This is a genomic window from Simiduia litorea (genome assembly GCF_042853465.1).
GTDB classification, from domain to species: Bacteria; Pseudomonadota; Gammaproteobacteria; order Pseudomonadales; family Cellvibrionaceae; genus Simiduia; species Simiduia litorea.
This window is the reverse complement of the sequence record NZ_AP031497.1, coordinates 1355359-1374573: the sequence shown is the minus strand read 5'-3', so window position 1 is coordinate 1374573 and position 19215 is coordinate 1355359. Positions and strand designations below refer to the sequence as shown.

Below are 19215 nucleotides of genomic sequence, written 5' to 3'. Positions count from 1 at the left end.
ACGCCGCTAGGTAACTAAACTGGTGGAATCGACCTAAACTAGATGGCTGCAAAAGCCAGTATGCTTGGCGCGCCACGCTATGACCCGAATCACTCGCACCTAGCGTAATGGCTCTCAATAATGCGCTTATTGATACCAAACACGGTGCGCCGTGATTTTTTAACCCACGTTAAAAGTCCTATACCTTCAATAGGGTGGTCATAGGCGCTTTTGGTTGTGCAATCGACCAGGCGCCGTCTAACTTTCCTGCTCCAGCCCTGCTCTATGGCGCTCAACTGCCCTGCCGGTGGCTGCCCAGACCATCAGCCCGCCCCAGGCAATAAAAGACAACCCCGCTGGGATACAGGCAAGGAGTATCCATTTGAAATGTTTGCGGTTCAGCACCAAGGCAAGTAGTGCCGGTAAAAACCAGAATAACAGCGCCGATACCAATAACAGTACCCATGACGCACCCTGCAATGTGGCGAAGTGTTGGCTAATAAATTCCATGGTGATTTCCTATAGTCTTCCTGTAGAGCGCCTGAGGCTGAATTACCAATAGGCGCGCTGATCAATGTAGCTGAGTAATTTCGTGTTGATATAGGCACCTAAGAACGCAGCAGCGGCAGCGACAGGTTTAGTGGTCGTGAGTAACGTCACTATTCCTACGACTATCATGGAATACTCGATAGCGAGCATATGACTGCGCCGACGCACGCCATACAAACACCAGCGGATATACCATGGCTCTGCTTGCCACGCCGTTGAGTCTTTATCAATCACTACAATCTCAGCCGTTAACTTGCCGATATCTACTTCAAACACGGCGGCGAGGGACTTGAGTGTTTCCAAGCTTGCCTTATTACCAGCTTCCACACGCTGGATAGTGCGCAGGCTCAAGCCAGCAATTTGTGCTAACTGCTCCTGAGACCAGGACCGCTGCTCCCTAAGCTTTTTAACAATCATGACTAGATCGCCTCCGTGGTGGCCAATATCGAGGAAGTTTCGCGCTGTCGGTGACGCCAATTAGCCGCCAGCATGACGACAGCGCAATTTTTGCTTATTTTTCATACACTTTTGTTCACAGGAAGAACACCCATAAGCAGGTGACAGGGTACATGAGAGGCCAGTAAAAGTCGGAAATAACCGTTTGAAATTTTTAACACAAAGGCGGATTGAAGAGCTGCGTGACTATTTCCGTGATTTCAACGGTATAGCGACAGAGCCTTATTGTTACTTGCCACGAATCTAAGCCCGCTTTTTAGCACCGGTTAAACCACCAATTGGCCACGGTAAATGCGCTGCGCGTTGTTATCTGTTGTTATTTGTTGTTAATTGTTGCGATTTTTTACGTCTGATCGATCCTCAGATGCCGGGCTTAACATCACTTGTCCGCGGTAAACTCTCACGAATGGTTTTGCGACCACGTCCGACGGTTCAAGTGAGGCTGGCATCACTTGCTCTTCCGCTAAAAGCTCACGTCACAGCTCACTGGAAACCCGGCGTCTAACGTCATAGATTAGGTCAATCATAGGCTTGGTGTATTGCATAGTAATTTCCCTAAACGTGCTACCTCTCTTCCACGCAGCAAAAAGCGAACCTCTTCATAAAAGCCCATGGGTGGCAGCAGTGAATTTCCTGTACGTGCATGAATGGCCTGCAAGCCGCCAAGCGCTGACGCCAAAAAGCGCACAACCACGTCAGCGTGGCTACCAATACACTGCTTTAGGACAATACACCGGCTCTGTCGCCGGTAAACGCGATAGATTGATTTGTTGTTTGTTACAAAGGGAGACCGGCTCCCCACTCAGGAAATCGTATCTACAACTACACTTGGGTTGCAGCAAGAAAGCGAAAAGGTTGTATGAACTTCACGTCACCATCTAACTAGCAGGTATTAAACCTAGGGAAGGGTAACACTAACGTATATACTTCTGTATCGGCTCAACTCCCCTACTGCGATAGCCACCGCCACTCAAACAAAAACCTCTAAGCGTTTACACGCTTAAACATTTTGAGTATCAACGGATACAAATATTGTTATGGATACACGTATTATCGGCAATACAACCTACCGTTGCAGCGCCTGTGGTTATCAGCATGCTATAGATGCCCTCGCCTTACATTTCGAAATGGGTAACCCAGATAGAAATGACCCAGAGAGCGAAGGACGCTATGAGACTGTGCACCTGAATACTTGCATCGGTTGCCAGCAAGCCATCTCTATCGCTTTCGAGGTTTGGGAGTTTCCCGTGGGTGCGACTAATTACTGCTACCACTCGGAACTTGGCGCCAATGATATCCAGTGTGAATTCGCCATTGAATACTATCAAGCTGACGGCGAAGAAAGTGAAGGGCGAGAAACTACATCGCCGTACAGCGAAGATAATGACGATATAAATCACGACGATTACGAAGGCCCGTCAAATGAAGACGGCACCCATGGCAGTTTCCACCATGGTGCGCTGGATGACTTTGACGTGTCAGATGATTAACAACAACCAAATAGCCTCCTAATCATTTATTGCGCGTATTGGCTCCAAGAATAAAAAAAGGGGCGTAAAATAAACGCCCCACGGTACAAGCTCACTTAATATGCGCTTTGTTACTTTAGAGAACTGGCGTAACACATGAAGCACCACCTAACTCTGCTTGTACTCCACTTCCCTCGCCTACAAAACCAAAACTAACCGACTGCCCAGGTTGAATACTGGCATTCCAAGTCAAATTTTTCGCTTGGTAAGTCTCCGCGCTTGAAAATTCTGCATTCCATACCGAGCTGACTTTTGAGCCATCCAAGTACAGCCAAGACAAGGCCCAACCATTTATGACAGTAGTTGATGCAGCGGGGTTGGATAAAATTATTTGACCTTCAAAACCCGTATCCCAACTGTTTATCACCTTATAGCTGCAATTAGCCTTGGCACCTTCTGGCGGTGTTGGTGTTGGCGTCGGCGTCGGCGTCGGTGTCGGTGTCGGTGTCGGTGTTGGTGTTGGTGTTGGTGTCGGTGTTGGTGTCGGTGTTGGTGTTGGTGTTGGGGTTGGTGTTGGCGTCGGTGTTGGCGTTTCACCCACAACGCCACCGGTTCCGTCTTGTGCGCGGCAGGTTACCACACCCACACAACTTTGTTGGTTTTCATAACCATGCCCAGACTCCTGAAATTCACACACAGGAATAATCGAACCGTACCAATCACACATCAATTTTGGCGGCGGCACCTGGCCATCGAATACGCTAGCCAATGTTGAAGTCGCTTTAATACCATTAACGCCGTTAATCAATCTGTCGCCCCACGGGGTTAACACCTTCGGATCAAAACCTACGGTCATATCAAGAGACTCTGTACCACCGCCCGTATTACCTGACCAAGACCAACCTAAGTAGCCAATTTGATACGCTTCAGATACCGCGAGAATGGCATCTTCATCCACGTCAGCGCCCTGGTGATCGGCACCAAACTCACCAACAATCAACGGCAGGTTGTGAGTCTCCAAAAATGTTTTTACATAACCTTCAACTTTTTCACGATTCGGGTAGACCTGATACATGTGCACGCTAAACAGCGTGTTATTACTCACATCTGCTGCGGCGACATCAGAGGCATGGGTCAGCATAATCTCCTGCCAATCTTGGCCCCAGTTTGCAGCGTCAACCATAATCGTATGCGTCAAACCGGCCGCCCGAATTCGCGTAATCGCAGCTTTGTGCTCATTTACCCAGGTACTCGCAGGTACGTTATTGCCAAAGGGCTCATTGGCGATGTTGATAATCACATAATCTTCTTCACCACTTAATACACTGCTCAACTCCAGCCAATAATCAACGGCTTTTGCCATGGTACCGGCCTCTGCTTTCTCGCCCGAGCCTGTTACATCGTGTACTTCCAACACGCAAATCATTCGTTGACGCTTACAGGCCGCAATAACCCTAGCCACATCTTCGGCGCTATTTTTGGTAAATTGTTGGCCATCACTTAAGACCACTCGAATGGTATTAGATCCCGCAAGCGCGATATCTTCAAAAGCGTGAGTGCGATAGTTGTACCAAGCGTGGGGATGGTTAACGCCCCGCATGACAAAAACATTACCATTACCATCTAGTAACTGCGTACCAGACACACGCATACCTGCTTGTGAATGTGAAGAAATCACGGCGGTCAATAGCGCACTACCCACTAAAACCGCAGGACGAGCATTCAATAAATTATAAAATTTCATTTAATCTTCCTATAGTTCTGACGTTAAACCCGTCGAAACTATAGGCGTGCGGGTATTCAAAGTCGTCTATTCAGACGCATTGCGTGAATTCATACTTAGATCAGGTAAATTTTACACAGTGTGTCGCTGGGAGGCATGCAATTACTTGACGCTGTGAAGCGATGAAAGATCTACGAATATAACGTGAGGTGATATTATTAGTTGATCGCACCTAGCATTTGATTTGATGCTAGGCAGCCAAATATCTCACGCTATACAAATATAGCAATAGAGAATTTTGAATTTTCCACTTTCTGCTTGATAAAATCGTCGACAAAAAAGTACTTACTCTAAGCGCCTAGCTAAGCTAGTAATAGTTAAAATCTCTGATACCAACGCAACATACAGGGGAATTGTTTTATTCACGTTGACGCAAAAACTTAACGCGTTGCGTCCAATAAACTTTCGATAATCAACACCAATTATAAACAGTCGTACTATATTGTTTGCCCTTTGTTCATCCGCGCCAGCTCTTCGGGATAAGTTCGGCTCGCCACATAAAAACAAAAAGCCGCCAATACGCCACTCACGACAACAGCCGAGAGCATGGCATAACGCAACCCTTCTAAGCCCATGGTATTGCCAAACCAATCGCTGAGCATACCAATAATGACCGGCCCCAAGCCTAGACCAATTATATTGATAACCAAAAACAACAACGCGGACCCCATCGCGCGCATGCGATTATCCGCTAAGTTGTGGGTAACGGCGATGACAGGCCCCATGTACCCGGTCATGATACTGCCGGGAATAATATAGATAAGCATGGCATTAAGCTTGGCATCCATGAGGAGCGTCAACGACAACAAGGGAACGCAGACTAACAAAATAGCCATGGGAACCCACAGCGACCAACGTACATTTCTTTGGCTAAGACGATCCGCCAAAAAGCCGCCAGCAAAGGTCCCTAGTGCGCCACCCACACCGGCAATTAATGCTAACCAGGTGCCAATTTCACCTGTGCCCATGGCGTGGCTGCGCACCAAAAATGATGGCATCCAGTTAGCTAAGCCATAACCGACAAAACTACTTAAACCCGCACCTACCGCCAACCACTTCACGGTGCGCGAGCGCCAGAAATGTTGTATCACTTGCACAATTGGAACAGCCGCAGGCTGATGGTTCGGCTCGCCAGCGCTTGCAGCATTTATGTCAGCACCGCCGCGCGCGGGTTCGGCAACCGTGTATTTTAACAACAGGGCGACCACTAAACCGGGCGCCGCTACCGCCCATAAAGCCACGCGCCAACCGTATAATTCGTTTAACCAGCCGCCCATCAACAGACCCACCAATATTCCGACATTGATGCCGAGAGAGTAGGTAGCCATTGCTGTGGCGCGAAATTTTTGCGGAAAAATATCAGAAATCATGGAGTGAGCTGGCGGGCTGCAACCTGCCTCGCCCACACCGACACCAATACGCGCGGCGAGTAACTGCACATAATTTTGTGCCACGCCACACAGCGCCGTCATCAGGCTCCACAAGGCAATCGCCCAAGCGATGATATTGCGCCGCTTGCCTGTATCGGCCCACCGAGCAATGGGGATACCAAAGCCAACATAAAAAATCGCAAACACAAAGCCGTTCAGAACACCTAATTGCGTATCAGATAAGCCAAACTCCAATTTAATTGGTTCTTGTAAAATCGAAATGATTTGCCTGTCGACGAAGTTAAACACATAGGCCAAGGTGAGCAGTGCTAAAACATAAAGACGATAATTGGGTTTTTGATAGGGCGAATGATCGGTTGATGCACTGAACATAGATAGAACGTCCTTGAACCGGTAGCTAATTATTATTGATGCTGCTCATAAAGGCGCAATTAGGAGCAGTAAAAGCTTGGCAGCCACCTTTATATACCACAATCCAAACCCATGTGTCTGATTTAAATACCACGCAACGCGCGTTGAAAAGCTTGTCTAGCGCCGACCAAAACCAGACTCGCCCAAACAAAAAAAAGAGGAGCAAATGCTCCTCTTTTTTTAACCTAGAAACCTTAGCGCAGTAACCCCGCTAACGTTTCGACCTTACTAGGGCCTATTTCCACTCAACATTGAGCGACACACCGCTATAAGCGCTGTAGCCGTAAATGCTGATGTACCAAGTGGCAGCAGCTGGGCTGCTAATACTACAAGACTCCGTATTACCGCTCTTATAAGGGCGACAATCGTAAGCACTTGACGTTGGTTGTGAACCCCTGCGCACATAGAGGTCCGCATCGCCAGTACCGCCAGCCATATCAACTGTCAAGCTAGACATACCTGCAGGTATTTCAACCGTGTAATGTGCCCAAGCTCGGCGTGCGCCAGAAAGGTTAGTTTCAGACGCACTACCTGCACCGCCACCACCGGTAGAAGGCTCGGTATAAGAACCCGTTAAACTAACACCCGAGAAAGTGGCATATGCATTCAACATCACGTGGTAAGTACCGGCCTGAACGTTGCTGATAGTACAGGTTTCAGCATTGCCGTTTTTGTAGGGGCGGCAGTCATAAGTGGACGTGGTTGGTGCAGCGCCGAAACGCACATACATATCGGCATCGCCACTGCCACCGGCCATTACAAAGCTCAAGTTAGTGGCGCCTGCGGGCACATCCAAGGTGAACATAACATTGCCACCCTTACTGGCCGCTAAACTCGTTTTTGCCACACCGTTGACCAGTGCGTTGCCAACTGGGTCAGTACCACCACCGGTATCACCAGCACAACCATAGGTGGTCAGGTAATCACTGGCCAACTTGGCTTTCACAATACCGTTGCCGAAATACACATCGTGACCTGCGGTGCCTGCGTCGGCAGCCGTTGCCTTTAATGCATTTCTGATATTGGTGCCGGTACAGCTTGGGTGATTAGACCAAACCAACGCAGCCACGCCGGCAACTGCTGGCGTTGCCATAGAGGTGCCGCTCATGTAGCCATAGTCACCCGGTGCCACCGCGACCGTGGCAGTGGTTGAGTTAACCAACGCGGTTTTATTCTCCAATGCCGCACCCACAGCCGGAATAGTGGTTGCGTTAGTGTCACCTAAGGTGCCAGACAACACACCGGCGACGTTGTTAATAAGAATGGCACCAACACCACCACTGTTCTGGCAGTTTTGCACCTTATCGTGGAATGAAATGTTACCTCGGTCGATAACACATACTTTGCCGTTGGCCCCAGCGTTGGTGCTTTCAGCCGTGCCCATGTAAAACGTTGCCGCAGTAACAGAACCGGTATTCTCGAATGCCGACGCTGGGTAAGCAGCATTATTCACCGTCAAGCTTGGTAGCGTTGCGCCACCGGCAGGATAGGTCGACAAGGTGTTCACGCCACCCGCAGTAACTTCCACACAGTTAGTTTTGGCAGCACTACAGGCTGGAAACTGAGAGAAATCGGCGATGCCGTTGTCGGCATCATTCGCGCCAACCATCATTACCGAATCATAACCAGCGGGGTATGAGCGAACATTATTACCATCATTACCCGCCGCCGCTAACACAAGCCCCCCGTTTTGGGTGAACTGTTTAAACGCGTTTTCTTCCGTCGTGTTCGCAGCACCACCGCCCAAGCTCATGGTGATAATGTTTGCGCCGGCATCCGCGCAGTGAGACGCCGCTTCAGCTAAATCAGACGAGTAAGCCCAGCCAGCATCGTTAAACACTTTAATAATATGCAAAGGTACGCCTGGCGCCATACCAATCACACCAAAACCGTTATCTTTTGCCGCGATGGTACCGGCTACATGGGTGCCGTGAGGGCCGCCATCGGCGAACCAATCGCCGGTACCGGAATCGCTCGTGCCGGTGATGACGTTCCAGTCGAAGTCATTGTTCAAGCCACCGGTTTCACCGGTGGAGCCAGCTATACCTGAATCGATAACACAGACTTTTTGGCCAGACTGAAGCGCCAGCTGGTTAGCTTGTGATTGATAGACAGCATAGGGCGTTAACTGTGTTTGGGTTGGGTTGCCAACGTCGTCGTTATAAAGACTTAACATCTTACGCGGCACATCTTCTTCAACATACTCGACATCAGCATCCAAACGCAGTTCAGCAGCCGCACGCGCGCTCATTTCGGCGGCGAACGCATGATGATTTTTCATTTCAAGTTTTATCTTGCCACCGCGTCTTTGTAAACCGTCTCGCGCTCTACCCATCGATTGGTCTTTAAACGCTTTGCGGCCGAAACTTTTGATCACGGTGTTTTCAGCCGATTTTTTGTACTTAACAATATAGCGCTTAGGCGTTTGATCGCTAACCTGCGTCAAGCTACTGACGCTGGAGCCCGGTACAGCAAGGCTTTGAATATCGCCTTGAGCACTGGCGTTAGCCGACAATGCGAGACCCAAAATACTCGCCGTTACTGCAGATGCTAATGTTTTTACGGGAAATGTCATTGGTAATACAGTCCTTTATAAATAATTTTTATAGTTATGTAGCAAATAAAGAAAAGCAAAGACGATGCCAGATCAATCCTTTGTAGCGAAAGAAGAAAAGCGAAAAATCATGCTTTAGATAAAGCGTCTTTCTGGTGAATGTTGTGTCAGCTTTTCGCTGATCATTATTCTTAGTGTCCCTACCCAAACACATACAGACAGTTTGGTTATACAGCGTCCAATTGCCCGTCGAATATAAATAGAATCAAGGAACCTGAATAGGTAAAAATTGAAATAGGACATTTTTATCACTTTTTTGCGACGTAATTACGCACTCCTTGCGTTTAAAAAGCCCTGTGAAAAATTATAAAGAAAATGAACGTCAAGTCAGACTGGCGAGTCGATTTCTAGCGTATGACCTTGATTGCAACTTTAGCATTAGATTTTCATCTATTAAGAGCGACGCTACACTCGGAATAGGAAAAAGCATTTCCAATAAACGCCAACCTCTTACGCACAATTAAATGGCAGTGCCATCATTACGCACCAATAAAAAGCCTATTTTTTAAGGTTGGACCGGATTCTAGGGCTAAAAACAGAGCAATAGCTCAACTAACTTTAACGTAAATTTATCGAACAGGCCTGTCACGGCTCAGCTAGACAAAATGACTATTACTCGCGCATAAAAAATCTTGAGTCCGCCCGCTCGTCCATCTCGAGCAGGTAGGATCAAGGTGGTACGGCTGTACTCTAAATTGACGTGTCCGCTTAAAAATTCATTATCAGACGTACAAAAAAGCTAAGAAGATTAAAGTGAATAACTCGCCTACGAAAAGTAGTCCGAATAAGAACAGCTAAGTAAGTAAACCCAAGCAAGAAAGCTTGGGCCGCGCTATACATATTGGCCGGCGCAAAAACCACTCGCCCAAGCCCACTGAAAATTAAAACCACCCAACCAACCGGTTACATCTAGCACCTCGCCAACAAAATACAAGCCCGGCGTCGTTTTCGCCTCAAAGGTTTTCGATGAAACACCTTGGGTATCAACGCCTCCCATCGTCACTTCAGCCGTTCGATAACCCTCAGTGCCAGACGGCGTAACCCGCCAACGCTGAAACTTTTCGGCGATACGACTAATGTCGGCGTCGCTGTACTGATTGACAGCACGACTCCCCTCGCCATCCGGCAACCAAGACTCAACGAAGCGTTTGGGTAACAGCATCGCCAATAGATTTTTCAACTCACTCTTATTGCCCTGACTGCGCCAGGTTTTTATTTGCTCGGCTAGATCGCCATCGGGATAGAAATCAATCAGCAGTGAATCACTCGGGCGCCAATAATTAGAAATCTGCAACATGGCTGGGCCACTTAAGCCACGATGGGTAAACAATAAAGGATCACTGAAACTCTGCTTGTTACACGTGACGCGCACATTGAGAGACAAACCAGAAAGTTCATTAACAATAGGCTGCCATTTATCGGTGATGGTAAACGGCACGAGGGAGGCCCACACGGGTGTGCAAGCCAAACCAAACTGCTGCGCAATTTGATAGCCAAAGCCGGTGGCGCCCATAGTAGGAATTGACAAGCCACCGGTGGCCACCACGAGAGAATCGCAGGTGTATTGGCCTAAACTTGTTTGCAGGTGAAATTTATCTGAAATTTTCGCAACTTTTTCAATCGAGCACTGAGTCGTGACACTCACGCCAGCGTACTCGCATTCGGTTAGTAATAGATTAAGAATATCACTGGCTTTGTTGTCACAAAAAAGTTGGCCTTTGGTTTTTTCGTGGTAAGAAACACCGTGGCGCTCGACCAGCTCAATAAAGTCCGCAGATTTATACCGACTCAACGCGGACTTGCAAAAATGCGCGTTGGCCGATAAATAATGATGGGGTTCGATGGTGTAATTAGTGAAATTACAGCGTCCACCGCCAGACATAAGGATTTTCTTACCCACTTTATTGGCGTGATCTAGTACGGCAACCTGCCGGCCTCGGTAACCAGCCGTCGCCGCGCACATTAACCCGGCAGCGCCTCCGCCAATAACAATACAATCAACGTGCATAACTTTATTCACACTATCCAAAAAGCGCATTATCGCACAGCTGGCCCAGTAACGGCTTTATCACCTACCCTATGCAGCCCATTGACGCTTTAGAATCAAGCGTTCGAGGGCACCACGAAACCTTCGTCCGTTAGTTCCCCCACTCTATTGAGTGGCAACCAAGGTTTATCTGCGCGCATATCGGCAACATGATCTGCCTCTGACGCAAGCGCTGGCATACCAAGCCCCAGCACCAACTGGCCAGGTGTGTTAAAGCCACTCACGGCCGCACCTTGTTGATCTTGCACCAAGACACTTAAACCCGGCAATGGCATGCCGGCTGAGCGTTTATCGCAGCCGCGTTGAATACGCCAATAGGTCGTGTCGAGTGCGTCCGGTACATTCAAACTCACCACCGGTACCCAAGGTGAACCACCCAAACCTAAATACACGGGTTGATTGAAACACTGCTCGAACAGTGCCGCTTGATCTACAGCCGCCGAAGAAAATTCACTCACGACCATGCGTAAGCTCGAAAACATAATGGGCTCGATCTCTTTCTCTTGCGGCAATTGCGCCAATAAATTCGGCGACAAACACATGAGCGTGACGCGGCTACGCGCCACTTTTTTCGCCACCGTCAATAAAGAGTCATCGACAAATTGGTGCACAACAGGCAAGCCTTCTAACAAGGGCATGATCAGTGAGAACATCAGGTCAAAGGGGTTATTACGATCGATAAAACCACCGACAACATCATCGGCACGGGTGTTAATCACGTCGCTGATTTGCTTGCTATTGAGTTGTAGTTGCCGGTGATCAATCGCCTGCTCGGTGGTAACGCGCAGCGCAGCGGTGTGCAATGCTTGCGGGCGACCAAACCAATGGGCCAAAAGGCGCGCTGGCAACAGGCTCAACATAAAATTAGCCACTAGGCCTGTGCGCGGTTTTTCTAACTTGATGGCATCGGCACTTGACTCCGCCTCACCGCTAACAATAGGTGTAGCGTTCGAGGACGTCACATCCACGATCGCGCCGGCAATCCACGCACCCATGTGGGCAACAAAGAAATCGCGTCCCGCTGCAGTCTCTATGGCAACGTACTTGCCCGTTAGCTGCCTGCGCTTTAACGCTCTAGCCAAGATCAACGCATCGACCAGCAGCTGGCGATAACTGATGGTTTCGCCGCGCACGCCCAACAAGGCTGTCTGCTGACCTTGGCGTTGCGCGCTTTGAATCAAATTAATCGCTGTGCTTTGAAAACCTTGACTGTGCTCCTGCCAAGCATGGGATGCCAACTCGAAGACTTTTAGTTTTAGCGCTTTAGCGTCGGTGCTGATAGCTAAAGGCGCGCCAAAGGCCACAATCAGTTCGCGACGACGCCCTTCCGGTGCACGACTTTCGCGCAGGCGATCGCTGGAGCGAGAAAATTTACTACCCCATAAACCGTGCAAATAGAAAGGCACAATAACACCTGTCTCCAAACCCTCTGTGGCGCGTTGATAACCACTGTGAAATTTTCCCAGCTGACCATTACGGCTAATGGCACCCTCTGGAAATAAACAAACTACCTCGCCCGCTTGCAGATGTTTATTAACCTCTTGCAACGCATCGTCACTGTGACCTTTGGCAATTGGAATAACACCGAATAATTTTACAAATGGTTTGATCAATGGCTGATGATAAATTTCACGTTGCATGACAAACCGTACGGGTCTTGGGCAAGCAATCTGCACCAAGGCCCAATCGATCCAGCTGATATGGTTGCCGAGTAACAATACAGGGCCCTGCGCCGGCAAATTATTAAAGTCGACAACGTTGATCCGATACCGACCTTTAAACAAAAAGCTGACCACCAAGCGCACAAAGGCATGGGGCAGTTTACACAGCGTATAGCCAGCGCCCACGAGCGCGACAAAACCCATCGCACCGAGAAGCCAAGCGGCGCTCAAGTTCAGTGTTGCCACCCAAACCGTAATGCCGAGGAAGGACAACATGGTGATATTTTGCACCCAGTTGTTGCCAGCTAATACAGTGCCAAGCTGTTTGGGTAACGCATGAAATTGAATCAACGCGTTGAGCGGCACGATAAACAAACCACCCATGGTACCTATGAGCAAAAAACACAAGGCCAGCGCCAGCGACGAATCTAACCCGGGCAAAACAAACAGCGCCAACGTTAAGCCTAAGGCGCCAATGGGGATCAAACCAATCTCGATGTAATTGCGCGACAGACGCCCCGCCAATACAGACCCGAGCACGATACCGATACCGGTGCAGGCCAAAATACCTTGAATAACCAGCGTGTTGGTTTCGCCCAAAGATTCTTTTGCAAAAGCAGGAAACGCCGCCAGCACAACCTGGGCAATCGCCCAAAAAGTCGACAGACCAACAATGGATAACCAAATAGCCGGCCGCCTTTGCAGTATCGCCAAGTTGCGGCGCAGATAACCCAAGCGCGCATACTGCGCCAATTCAAAACGCTTATCGGGCCGCCCCTCCGACTTTTGGGTTAAACGATAAGTCAACGCCACCTCACAACAGGCAAGGCCAACCAAGAGCCAACCTAAAGGCGCAATTTTGCCCACTATGTGGTTGCTACTGGTCAATTCCGCACCCATCAGCATCCATTCAAATAAGGCGGAAAACACGAAAGTGCCGAGCAAAATACCCAAAATGCTAACGGCATTCACCACACCATTAGCGCGCGCCAAGGGTTCGTTACCCACCAGCTCTTTGATGTAGCCGTATTTTGCCGGACTGTAGATGGCGCTTTGAATAGCCAATAACAAGGTCAAGGCAAACGCGGCCCAGAACCAACCCTGGTAGTAACAGAAAGTAATCAACAGCGTTGCAACCACCACGGCCCAAGCGCTGACGCGCATCACCTGATGCTTCGGAAACTTGTCGGAGAGAAAACCGGCAGGTGAAAACAATAAGATAAAAGGCAGCAGAATAAGTGCATTAACTAACGCTGTGAGTACCACCTGCTCATTGCCGTCGTACACCTTAAAAACCGTATTCTGGATTACGATCTTATGGCCTAAATCCACAAACGCATTCAGAAAGACCACGCTGATATAGGGCAAAAATCCTTTAAAGTCAGTCAGCTTCCGCATAATTCACTCCTGATGACGGCTACAGCGCCGGCGGCTTTGAAGTGGGCTAAATTGCCAGACGCCGCGTCTATTTGCTACCAATATCTAAAAAGTTGTGCATTATTAACCTCAAAGTATCAATATACGCACCCTAAAACCCTGTAATGGTCTAAGACCCTCGAAAAGGAGAACCCATGGCGCAGGTTACCGCTATCATCGACACCTTAAAAAGTTGCCTAAAAGCCCATGGTTTGCGCTACGTGGAGGTCGCCAAGGTGCTGAATCTATCTGAGGCGAGCGTCAAGCGCCTGTTCCGAACACGCAGCTTTGACCTCGAGCAACTTCAGAATATTTGCCAGCTCATGGGCATGGAGATATCGGACCTGATTCAGGCCATGAACCAACGCAACCCAGGCATAGCTCAACTCAGCGTCGCGCAAGAGGAAGAAATTGCCAAAGACCCGGCCACGCTACTGATTGCCGTTTGTGTCTTAAATCGCTGGACGCTAGAGGAGATGGTGAGTTTTTACCGCTTTTCAGAGAGCGACATCATTCGCAAGCTGGCGTTGTTAGATAAACTCAATATTATTGAATTATTGCCTAACAACCATATCAAGTTAAAGGTCGCTGCGAACTTCCACTGGCAACACAACGGGCCAATAGCGACATTTTTTAAAAGCACCATCGAACGCGAGTTATTTAACGCTGATTTTGAACAGCCATCTAATCATCTTGCTATCTTGAACGGCATGCTCTCAGCTCAGTCGGCACAAGCCTTTCAACTAAAACTTAAAAAATTAGCGCAAGAATTCGACCAAATAAACAATGCCGATGCAGCACTCGATGTCAATAAAAGAGATGGTGTCACGTTAGTGTTGGCGATGCGCGATTGGCACTACTCTACCTTCCAATCCTTTATTCGAGCATAAAAAAGCCGCGCACTTGGCGCGGCTAATAGCTTTACTTAAAGGTTTTAATGAAACGTTACTGTGACCACGTCAAATAAAACCCTAGACACTCTCAAGGCTATTAAGGTGTTCCAATAATCGTCAAGGTTACACCTGAGGCTGCCGAGTAACCGCGCACGTCGATATGCCAGGTGCCTGCAGCGGGCGCAGTAAAACTACAGCTCTCACTGTTACCATTTTTATAAGGCCGGCAGTCATAGGCCGAGGTAGTTGAGGCAGCGTTGTGACGCACATACAAATCCGCATCACCCGAACCACCACTCATATTGACCTGCAAGCTGCTGTAGCCCGCCGCCAATGTTTGCGTGTATCGCGCCCACTGACTTTTTGCCACGCTAATATTCGAAATGGTTTCGTTAATAGGTGGATTGGTTTGGCCACCGCCCTCGGTATAACTGCCCACCAAGCTAACATTGGCAAAGCTGCTATAAGCCTTTAAGCGCACATAATAGGTGCCGCCACTGGCGCTGCCAGCACAGGTTTCACTGTTACCGTTTTTGTAGGGCCGGCAATCGTAAACGCTATCAGTAGGTGCGGACCCAAACTTTACGTACATATCCGCATCGCCACTGCCACCACTCATGACAAACTGAATATTGGTGGCACCGGCAGGCACCTGCATCGTGTAGACAAGATCGCTACCCGTTGCGGCGGCCAACCCCGTTTTAGCCTGACCGTTGACCAGCTCATTACCCGTTGGTGGTGGCGGTGGTGTATCACCCGTACCACCTTTTGCCAACTCCGCGATAAACGTGGCAGATAACTTAGCGAAGTTTAATGAGTGCTGCGCGTCGAAGGTGTTGTCGTAGGCAGTATGGATATTCGGGTTGTGGTCGGACATATTCGATTCAAACGGCATAGATGCCGCATAACCCTGAGCATTCCAAGACGCGTGATCAGAGCAGCCATAGCCACATTGGTCGTAGCCATAGCTCACCCCCTGAAGATAGGTATCGATCAACTGCGCCATAAACTGATTTTGCGCCGTGTTGGTGTAATCAGTCATGAACACAATATCTTTATTGCTGGTGCCCTTGTAGCCGCTCATATCAAACTGCGCAACGCCAATAACATTGGTGCCTGCCGCTTTGTGCGCTTCGGCTATCGCTTTGGAGCCGCGCAAGCCAACCTCTTCTGCCGCATAGGCCATAATTTTTACCGTGCGGGCCGGTTTAAAATCGGCCGCGACTATCGCGCGTAGCGTTTCGGTGATCACAGCAATACCAGAGGCATTGTCATCAGAACCTGGCGCTCGGCCGCTGCTCGGGTTACTTTGATTAATGGAATCTAGGTGCCCGCCAATTACCACGACTTCATTGGGGTAAGTGGTGCCGGTAATGGTTGCCACAACAGACGACTGCGCCCACGTATGACCATAGAGTGAAACCTGAATATCGCTACGACCACTGGCGATTGACTGCCACTGGCCGAGCGTCCAATTTGCCGCGTCAACACCAGTTTGCTGGGTGTAGTAACGGTTGTGATACGCGCTCAAGGTGTTAACGGTTGAACTTAACTGGCTCGAGTTCATCTCCCCGAGCAGTGCAGTCACACCCGCAGGGTTATCAATGGAATAACTCACCAGTGAAGGAGTCAGCTGCGCCTGAGATAAAGATGCATACTGCTGCGCGTCGGCAAAACTTTCATGAAACATAAAACCGCCACAGCGATTAAATTCATCGTGCATATAGCTACTCAAAGACTCAACCTGCGCCACTGGCAGACTGCCAATGGTAATCGCCGATGCACTGACATTTAACAAAGGCTGAAAATCTACCCCAGTAATGCCTTGACGCGTTAACAGTTGACTCGCGTCCGAACCAATGGTGATCCATGCTCGATCTTGCGTCGCTTGTTCAGCGGCATTAAGCCCAGTGCTCAGCGCGCAACACAACAGTGTAGTAAGAATAACTTTCATAACTCATCCCTGCCCCTCGGACCTTAATCCGAAACAATAATGAAATGTAAATGAATAGAGAGAAAAAAAGAGGAGCCGTAGCTCCTCTTCTCTTACACGTTAAACGACTAGTTTGGTGTAGCCGTGTAGTTCAGGGTCACACCAGAGGCGGCTGAATAACCGCGAATACCGATGTGCCAAGTACCACTCTGTGGATTGGTAAAGCTGCAGTTCTCACTGTTACCATTTTTATAAGGCCGGCAATCGTAAGACGATGTGGTTGGCTGACTGCCGCGACGCACATATAAATCGGCATCGCCAGAACCACCGCTGATGGTGACATTCAGATTCGAATAATTACCATTTAATTGCACTGTGTAGTATTTCCAAGCACTTCTTGAAACAGAAATATTAGAAACAGTTTCATTAATAGGATCTGCACCTGTACCACCTTCGGTGTAACTACCGGTTAAGGTAACGCCAGAGAAAGTCGAGTAGGCTTTCACGCGAACATAGTAGGTACCGCCTGTGGCCGTGCCCGTACACGTTTCGTTATTGCCGTTGGCATAGGGACGACAATCGTAGCTGCTATCGGTGGGTGCTGAGCCAAACTTCGTATATAAGTCAGCATCACCACTACCGCCACTCATAACAAACTTAATGTTGGTAGCGCCAGCAGGTACTTGCATGGTGTAGGTTAAATCTGCGCCCGTGCTTGCGGCTAAGCCAGTAACCGGTACGCCATTTTGCAACACGTTGCCGGTTGGTGGTGGTGGATCAATCGCACAGCTAGAGTTACTCGCCGTGGACGTTACCCCAACAGCCGCGAGCGATGCATTCACCTGCGTAATATCGTAACCAAGATCACAGGCTGCATCTAACACACCGTTACCGGCAACATCCCAGTTAGTGTTTGCAGTCCAGTAGAGGCGGTTAGCACGCGCATAAACTTCAAAGGCCTTTTTCGTATTCCAGCCAGAGGTGGTCGCCAACAAATAGAATGCTTTGTTGTACACACCGGAGCTGTAATGGACATCCATGCCGCTGGTGTAGTCAGACTGATGGCCAATAGACTTGCCATCTAAAGGTGGATTATCCATGTAACGCAATGAACCGTTACCCTTGAAGATCTGAGCCCCTACTTTCCAGTCGTTAGTGCCGTTCATGTAGTACTCGGCAGCTTCACCGGCCATATCCGAGAAGGCTTCGTTTAAACCACCCGACTTACCAGAATAGGTTAGGTTTGAGTTCTGCTCGGTAAAGCCGTGGCTCACTTCATGCGCAGATACGTCCAAGCTAACCAATGGGTAGAAGGTGCTAGCGCCATCGCCAAAGGTCATCGCCGAGCCGTTCCAAAAAGCATTTTCATAACTATTGGAATAATGCACGCGCATTTGCAACTGGAACGACAGTGGCGCCGAGCCCACATAGGCGTTGTACATATCAAATACAACGCCGCCAAAGTAATGAGCATCGTTCAACGGAGAGTAAGCACCGTTAATAGCTTTCACTGTATTCTCAGGGCAGGTAAAACTAAATGCCGTACTACCCGAGGTACCGTGATTAAGATTCACGGTTTTTACGTTGGTATTCTGCATGGTACAGGTGCTGCCCGACTGCGAAACGTTCATCGCTGGGAAATCTGTACCGTAAAAATATTGACCGGTTTTTTGGTTACCACCGGGGCCAGTCGCGTTGGCGGTTTGTAGATTATCCCGCTCCAACAGTACTGCACCCGTTAAGGCATCAATAATCAGGTAAGGGCGCGACGGGGTATCCCCATATTGCACAAAGCTCACTTCATAAACCAATCTTGCCTTGCCAGATTCATCCTGCCAAATGGCTAAACGGTTGGTTTCATTTTCGTAATTGATAGGTGTTGAATTGGCTCGAATAGACGCGCCCGCCATTGAATGCGCCTTCGCTCGTTGCATTGCAACGTCGGCACTGATGCGCGCGGTGGTGCTGGTTAGGTCGGCGGCAATGTTATTCAATACTGCACCGTGGGCACGCTTGAACATACCCGTGCTATGGCGGCTGATAACCACATCATCACCCACCACCGGTAAACCTTTATGCATTTGGGTGTAACGGGTAGTTACCGCCCCATTGGCATCGGTGTAGGTTTTGCGGACCTGTAGCTCGTCACCAGCAGCTAGGCCCAATACTAAGCCATTGTTCGCCTGTTGCATCAAAGCTGGCGTTCCCGCAAGACTGCTGACGAGGTCAGGCCTTTCTTGCAAAAAAGCACGCTCGGCAGCTTGCGCTGATAAGCAACTAGCGGCGCCCAAAACAAAGGCCGTGAACTTCATATTATTTTTCTTAGTCATCTCACTTATTTCCCTGTTATTCATGGTCAAAAAAATAGGCAACTGCCTATTCTCCGATTGCTCGAGCAACTGCTTCCGCCGGCATTACTGCTTAAGCCATTACTACTAGACGAGGAAAATGCCCGAAAAATCAGGCTAGCCTAATGCGCGAAAACTCACTCCAAACCAGTATGAAGTCAGGATGAAAAAGTTGAATTTTTTTAAAAAACGCTACAAATGAATATTTATAGGACAAAAAATTGCTACTTATGTCAAACTCAAAGGTACTTCTGTTCCAGTCTTC

11 protein-coding genes are annotated in these 19215 nt (G+C 48.9%); 2 read left to right on the top strand and 9 right to left on the bottom strand.

What is annotated here, in order from left to right; all coding sequences use genetic code 11:
* Window positions 1-237 precede the first annotated feature (237 nt).
* Both ACGHTT_RS06050 and ACGHTT_RS06045 read right to left on the bottom strand, forming a co-directional pair.
* Window positions 238-489 (bottom strand): superinfection immunity protein, encoded by a 252-nt coding sequence (locus ACGHTT_RS06050; RefSeq protein ID WP_390594140.1) that lies wholly within the window; start codon window positions 487-489, stop codon window positions 238-240.
* A gap of 42 nt (window positions 490-531) precedes the next feature.
* Window positions 532-945: a helix-turn-helix domain-containing protein gene (locus tag ACGHTT_RS06045; protein ID WP_390594138.1), complete on the bottom strand. Its 414-nt coding sequence runs from the start codon at window positions 943-945 to the stop codon at window positions 532-534.
* Window positions 946-2021: 1076 nt separating this feature from the next.
* Between ACGHTT_RS06045 and ACGHTT_RS06040 the strand changes: the two genes are divergently transcribed.
* On the top strand, window positions 2022-2474 hold the full coding sequence (locus ACGHTT_RS06040; RefSeq protein WP_390594136.1) for a hypothetical protein: 453 nt from the start codon (window positions 2022-2024) through the stop codon (window positions 2472-2474).
* A gap of 115 nt (window positions 2475-2589) precedes the next feature.
* Here ACGHTT_RS06040 and ACGHTT_RS06035 read toward each other — a convergent pair whose 3' ends face one another.
* From ACGHTT_RS06035 to ACGHTT_RS06015, 5 genes are all read right to left on the bottom strand, one after another.
* Entirely contained in the window at window positions 2590-4197 is a 1608-nt protein-coding gene (locus tag ACGHTT_RS06035) for a cellulase family glycosylhydrolase (protein WP_390594135.1), read from the bottom strand.
* Window positions 4198-4673: 476 nt separating this feature from the next.
* Window positions 4674-5999 (bottom strand): spinster family MFS transporter, encoded by a 1326-nt coding sequence (locus tag ACGHTT_RS06030; RefSeq protein WP_390594134.1) that lies wholly within the window; start codon window positions 5997-5999, stop codon window positions 4674-4676.
* A gap of 274 nt (window positions 6000-6273) precedes the next feature.
* Complete coding sequence (locus tag ACGHTT_RS06025) at window positions 6274-8613, bottom strand: S8 family serine peptidase (RefSeq protein ID WP_390594132.1); 2340 nt, start codon at window positions 8611-8613, stop codon at window positions 6274-6276.
* A gap of 871 nt (window positions 8614-9484) precedes the next feature.
* Window positions 9485-10660 carry an NAD(P)/FAD-dependent oxidoreductase gene (locus ACGHTT_RS06020; RefSeq protein ID WP_390594131.1) on the bottom strand — a complete coding sequence of 392 codons (1176 nt, stop codon included), beginning with the start codon at window positions 10658-10660 and terminating at the stop codon, window positions 9485-9487.
* Window positions 10661-10755: 95 nt separating this feature from the next.
* Window positions 10756-13758, bottom strand: a complete 3003-nt coding sequence (locus ACGHTT_RS06015) for an MFS transporter (RefSeq protein WP_390594130.1) — start codon at window positions 13756-13758, stop codon at window positions 10756-10758.
* Window positions 13759-13931: 173 nt separating this feature from the next.
* Between ACGHTT_RS06015 and ACGHTT_RS06010 the strand changes: the two genes are divergently transcribed.
* Window positions 13932-14666: a helix-turn-helix domain-containing protein gene (locus tag ACGHTT_RS06010; protein WP_390594129.1), complete on the top strand. Its 735-nt coding sequence runs from the start codon at window positions 13932-13934 to the stop codon at window positions 14664-14666.
* 100 nt (window positions 14667-14766) lie between these two features.
* Here the strand turns inward: ACGHTT_RS06010 and ACGHTT_RS06005 are convergent, their stop codons facing one another.
* Together ACGHTT_RS06005 and ACGHTT_RS06000 are read right to left on the bottom strand one after the other, a co-directional pair.
* The gene (locus tag ACGHTT_RS06005; RefSeq protein ID WP_390594128.1) at window positions 14767-16623 is read right to left on the bottom strand and encodes a M20/M25/M40 family metallo-hydrolase; all 1857 of its coding nucleotides are present in this window, start codon (window positions 16621-16623) and stop codon (window positions 14767-14769) included.
* Window positions 16624-16730: 107 nt separating this feature from the next.
* Window positions 16731-18932, bottom strand: coding sequence for a M4 family metallopeptidase (locus ACGHTT_RS06000; RefSeq protein WP_390594127.1), 2202 nt, complete (start codon window positions 18930-18932; stop codon window positions 16731-16733).
* Window positions 18933-19215 lie beyond the last annotated feature (283 nt).